The sequence below is a fragment of the Paenibacillus zanthoxyli JH29 genome (assembly GCF_000520715.1).
GTDB lineage: Bacteria > Bacillota > Bacilli > Paenibacillales > Paenibacillaceae > Paenibacillus_AQ > Paenibacillus_AQ zanthoxyli.
In genome coordinates this window covers 1-5,006 of record NZ_ASSD01000372.1, presented here as the reverse complement: position 1 = coordinate 5,006, position 5,006 = coordinate 1, and the positions used below count along the sequence as shown (strand labels likewise).

Below are 5,006 nucleotides of genomic sequence, written 5' to 3'. Positions count from 1 at the left end.
GTTCCTCCCGCATCCACCCCGACAGCTGCCGTTTCAGCCGTAAGAACTCGGGATGCTCCGTCATTTCCTCCCGGCGCGGCCGGGGGAAAGGGACTTCGACCGTATGCAGCAGCGTGCCCGGCCGCCCCGAGAATACATAGATGCGGCTGGAGAGCAGCAGCGCCTCCTCGATGCTGTGCGTGATGAACAGCACGGAGCGGCGGTTCTCCTCCCACAGCTCCAGCAGCCAGCGCTGCATCTCGCTGCGGGTGAGGGCGTCGAGCGCGCTGAAGGGTTCGTCCAGGAGCATCAGCTCCTGGGGCGCCAGCAGCGCGCGCAGGAAGGCGGCGCGCTGCTGCATGCCGCCGGACAGCATGTGCGGATACGCCTTCTCGAATCCGCCAAGTCCAACCTTCGCGAGCCAGCGCCGTGCTTCCTCGCGAACCTCGCTTCGCGCCGCGCCCTTCAGCTCGCGGGCAAGAATCACGTTATCCTCGATGCTGCGCCAAGGAAACAGCGCCGGCTGCTGCGGCATGTAGCTCACGCTGCCCCGCTGCCCGGTAACGGGAGCGCCGTTCATGCGCACGGCGCCCGCATCCGGCTTGACCAGCCCGCCGATAATGTGGAAGAGTGTGCTCTTGCCGCAGCCCGACGGGCCGATAATGGACACGAACTCCTGCCGCTTCACCGTCAGCGACACCTGCTCCAGCACCGGGATGCTCTGTCCGCGCCGGGAGAATGATTTGGTGATGCCGGAGACCTCCAGCGCAGGAGCATCGCGGTCCGGCTCCGGTGATGGCGCGCCGGAAACAGGGGGATGTCCGCCGCCAGGGGTCGCCCCTTCCTCCAAGTCTCCCTCTGAAGACGAAATGATCTTACGCGTCAACTTCAGCAGCCTCCTTCTATAACTCTTTTCCATGCCGCTTTTCTATACACGTTCTGTGCGACCCTTTCTATGCGTCCCTCCGTGCCTTCCAGCGGACCAGCCATTTCTCTAGCAGGACAACGGCGGCGAACAGCAACAGGCTCAGCAGCACGCTTAGAATAATGGCGACGAACATCCGGTCCGTGCGATACGCCGATTTTTGGATCTGCATATAGTAGCCGAGCCCCTGGTTCCCGCCGATCAGCTCCGCGACCACGGCGCCCGTTACGGCGTAGGCGGCGGATATTTTGATGCCGGAGAACAGGGAGGGCAGCGCATGGGGCAGCTCCAGCTTAGTGAAGATTTGCCGCCTCGTGGCGCCCGCCATCTTCATGAATTGAAGCATCATGCGGTCGGTCTGGGCGAGCCCACCCAGGCCCGCGACCGCTACGGGGAAGAAGCACACCAGGATAATGAGAATAATCTTCGGCAGCTGGCCGAAGCCGAACCAGATCACCAGCAGCGGACCGAGTGCGATCACCGGCACGTTCTGGCTTAAGATCAGCAGCGGGTACAGCGCGCGGGCCGTCCAGGGCACGATATGCAGCAGCACGGCGGCTGTCAGCCCTGCGGCCACGCCGAGCGGAAAGCCGATCAGCGTCAGCCGCAGCGTCGCCAGCGTATGCCCTTTGAGGGAAGAAGCGCTGGCCATGCCTTCCCGCCAAATGTCGGAGGGAGCGGGCAGCATCCATTTTTCCACATGGAACCAGGAGACCGACAGCTGCCACAGCACTAAAAACAAGAGGACCGCCACAAAGGGCGGCCAGATTTGTCTCCACCGGGAGCTCACGGGCGGTATTTCTCCGTCAGCTTGTCCATGCTGATTCCGCCCGGGTTATGGGCGATCTTCACCTGCGAGATGACGCTGGGGCAGCCCGCTTCGATCAGCGCCTCCTGCATCTCCCGGACAATTTCCAGCAGGTCGGCGAGCTCGCCTTCCATCGTCGTCTCCAGCGCGTTCACCTGATGCTTCACGCCGGAACGCTGAATCACTTCGATTGCTTTGTCCACGTATGGGATTACGTCTTCGCCTCCCGGCGTTTTCGGAATCACCTGAATGCTCAGCAGCGTACTTGCCATTCCCTATCATCCTTTCATACCGTTGATACTTTCATGACCTTAATACTTTCATACCGTTAATGGTGAACCCCGTGAATCAAGATTTTAACTCTATTAAACTTACTGCCCATCCGGCAAAAATTCGTTCGTGAACGCCTTGTCAGCCTCAAGCGGCTTGTCCAGCAGCTTCAGCCCGTACATCCAGTCGGCGTAATCTTTCCATACGGCAGCCTTCTGCTGGCCCCACCGGGCGGCATCGTCCTTGTATTTCGGGCTGAGCCATTCCTGACTGGCCTGAACGAGCTTCGCGTCCAGATCGGGAACCGCCTTGATTAGGATGTCGGCGGCCTCCTTCGGATGGTCGATCGCGTATTGATACCCCTTGGATGTCGCCTTCAAAAAGGCTTTGACCACCTCGGGATTCTCGGCGATTTCCTTCTCGCTCGTCGTCAGCACCGGCGTGTAGTAATCGAGCTGCGGCGCGTAATCCTTCAAATAGAGCATATCGAGCGGCTCGCCGCGCAGCTTCGCTTCAATACCGGTCCAAGCGTAGAAGATCCAGGCAAAGTCAATGTCGCGCTTAACGGCCGTGAAATAATCGGCCTCGCCGATCGTGACCTGTTTGACCTTCTTCACGTCGCCGCCGACCGGGTCCATAATGGCCTTCATGGAAGCTTCTTCGACCGGCGATCCCCAGCCGCCGTAGGTTTTGCCTTCAAAGTCCTTCGGCGACTTAATGCCCCGGTCAACCGGAGCCGCGAAGCCGGACGTGTTATGCTGGATAATCGCCGCGATAGATACGAGCGGCACGCACTGAATGCGGGCCAGCGTCAGACTGTCCTGCGCGCCGACGCCAAAGGCGGCTTCTCCCAAAGTGACCATCGTATCCGCGCCTGCCGCTCCCGGCTGCACAATGTCAACGTCAAGGCCCTCTTCCGCGTAATATCCGAGCTCTTTAGCGACATACAGTCCGGTGTGGTTCGTGTTCGGCGTCCAGTCGAGCGCGACCTTTACCGGCGTCGCCGCTTTGGGCGAGCTTTCGGCGGAAGCCGAAACCTCCGGCGATGCGGAAGCGGGGCTTCCCTGGGCGCCGCCCGCGTTTCCACCTGAATTATTGCCGCCGCAGCCTGCCGCCGTCAGTATCAACAGGCTGGTCAGGGACAGCGTTAACCATTTTTTTACTCCCATATATAGTCTCTCCTTTGTCTTGCCGCCCCGGGCAGCGAAGCCGGAAGCAGCGGGTATTCCCGTCTTCATTGAAGCTTACCCGCAAATCACGCAGCCGCTTGGCGGACCACGGGAGTTTGCGAATCTGAAAAGCCAAAAAAGCGCCCCTGAATATTCGGGACGCTGCGGAGTGCATGACGGCGGCGGTCTCTTAGGACCACGCGCTTAAGGCTTTCCTACGCTGGCATTACCCAGATCAGGTATAAGGGTCAGTATCTTGCGGGATACACTCTCAGCCGGCCATCATTCCAGCACCCCAAGGTCTATGAAGTTTCGGGTATTCTTGCTGTTTACGCTGTAATTATAGACGCAAGGCTCTGAAGTTGTCCAGTGCCCCGGCCCATCCTGAAGCTATCATTTTATCATACCGCCGCCGGTGTGGCAGGGAACAATGCATGGAAGACGCATCGGTGCGAAGGATGGGAGAACAGCGCGACATTTGCCGGGAAATAACCCTGGGAAATTAAAAAATCGGGATTTGGAAAAAAATTACGCGAATTGTGGCGGATATTTGGGGTGAATTTCCGTCTTTTCCAGAAAAACATGCTATAATGACCTCAGATTGTTGCATTTTTTGTAGGCCCAAAGGAGGGTGTTCATGAACTGTATTCATTGTTCCCCTATTGAACCCATTGAAGACAAGGGAATCCTAAAGATTCGACGCGCGTCTCCTTCACTTGCATCGGCTGTTCAAGCGTCCGGTTTTAAACTTACTTTTCGGGAAGAAGTGTGCGAGATTTCTTACAGCACCCGGGAACAGCTGCTGAATGTGATGAAGCTGATCGAATCCGCGAAGGAAGCGGCGCTTCTGACCATATCCATCATCGGGACGGAACCTCCAAGCGAGTTGGAACGGTGGATGTCGCTCTCCCAGCTTCAGGTCCGCTTCAGCAATTATTCACTCATCGATATTATAGCCAATAAAGAATTTTGCAGCTATATGCAGCCGATTGTCGATGATTCCGAACAGATTGTCGGCTTTGAGTTTTTGCTGCGGCCGCTGCCGCAAGGTACGCCGTTTCAGCCGCATATCCTTTTTGAGGTGGCAAGACAAAGCGGATTTCATTCCTTTCTGGACCGGGCCGCGCGCATTTCCGCTATTGAATCCAGCGCCAGGCTGCTGCCGCACGGAATTAAACGGTTCATCAATTTTCTGCCCTCCTCCATATACGATCCGCAATACTGTCTGACCCACACCTTTGAGGCGATAGAACAGCAGGGACTGAGACCGGATGATTTTGTGTTTGAGGTAGTGGAAACGGAGGAAATCGGCGATATTTCGCACCTCATGCAGATTTTTGCCGAGTGCCGCAGCCATGGCGCTTTTGTTGCGCTCGACGATGTCGGCGCGGGCTACTCCACGGTAGAGGTGATGTCCAGCCTTCAGCCGGATTATGTGAAAATTGACCGGGGGCTGATCAGCTTTTGCGATCAGGATGCAAGCAAGCAGAAGGCCGTTAATGAGATTATAGAGAGAGCCGGAGCGTTTGGCGGAAAAGTGCTGGCCGAAGGAATCGAGCGGCGGGAGGAATTTCAGTTCTGCCGGGAGCTCGGCATTCACTTGGCGCAGGGATACTTGTTCGGCAAGCCTGCGGCAACGCCGCCAATCCATTTTCTGCATGCAGCCGGGATGAGTTAATATAGAATAATAATGCCTTCCCGCGCCGGAGTCTTCTGACTAAGCCCGGCCGGTAAGAGGGATAAGGAGGGGGTGCTGCCATGAGCGGCACTTTGCTGTATATCGAGGACGATCCGCAAATTGCCGGCCCCGTTGCCAGAGACCTGAAGGACCGCGGCTATGCCGTCCGTTGGCTGC

The 5,006-nt window shown here is 57.6% G+C and carries 5 protein-coding genes and 1 riboswitch; of the genes, 1 reads left to right on the top strand and 4 read right to left on the bottom strand.

Annotated features, from left to right (window positions below; translation table 11 throughout):
* The 4 genes from L691_RS0113730 to L691_RS0113715 form a co-directional block, all read right to left on the bottom strand.
* The coding region (locus L691_RS0113730; RefSeq protein ID WP_084654141.1) for an ABC transporter ATP-binding protein at positions 1-898 on the bottom strand (898 nt) is incomplete at its 3' end.
* A gap of 34 nt (positions 899-932) precedes the next feature.
* Positions 933-1,694, bottom strand: coding sequence for an ABC transporter permease (locus L691_RS0113725; protein ID WP_025691077.1), 762 nt, complete (start codon positions 1,692-1,694; stop codon positions 933-935).
* Positions 1,691-1,984: a thiamine-binding protein gene (locus L691_RS0113720; RefSeq protein WP_025332850.1), complete on the bottom strand. Its 294-nt coding sequence runs from the start codon at positions 1,982-1,984 to the stop codon at positions 1,691-1,693. The genes L691_RS0113725 and L691_RS0113720 overlap by 4 nt, the downstream gene beginning before the upstream one ends.
* 99 nt (positions 1,985-2,083) lie before the next feature.
* Complete coding sequence (locus tag L691_RS0113715; RefSeq protein ID WP_025691076.1) at positions 2,084-3,151, bottom strand: ABC transporter substrate-binding protein; 1,068 nt, start codon at positions 3,149-3,151, stop codon at positions 2,084-2,086.
* Positions 3,152-3,346: 195 nt separating this feature from the next.
* A riboswitch (TPP riboswitch) is annotated at positions 3,347-3,459 on the bottom strand.
* A gap of 329 nt (positions 3,460-3,788) precedes the next feature.
* Between L691_RS0113715 and L691_RS0113710 the strand changes: the two genes are divergently transcribed.
* Entirely contained in the window at positions 3,789-4,829 is a 1,041-nt protein-coding gene (locus L691_RS0113710; RefSeq protein ID WP_025691075.1) for an EAL domain-containing protein, read from the top strand.
* Positions 4,830-5,006 lie beyond the last annotated feature (177 nt).

What these genes read in the sequence shown, in the direction of transcription:
- L691_RS0113720 (WP_025332850.1), bottom strand. Translation starts at nt 1,984, where the DNA reads ATGGCAAGTACGCTGCTGAGCATTCAGGTGATTCCGAAAACGCCGGGA.
- L691_RS0113715 (WP_025691076.1), bottom strand. Translation starts at nt 3,151, where the DNA reads ATGGGAGTAAAAAAATGGTTAACGCTGTCCCTGACCAGCCTGTTGATA.
- L691_RS0113710 (WP_025691075.1), top strand. Translation starts at nt 3,789, where the DNA reads ATGAACTGTATTCATTGTTCCCCTATTGAACCCATTGAAGACAAGGGA.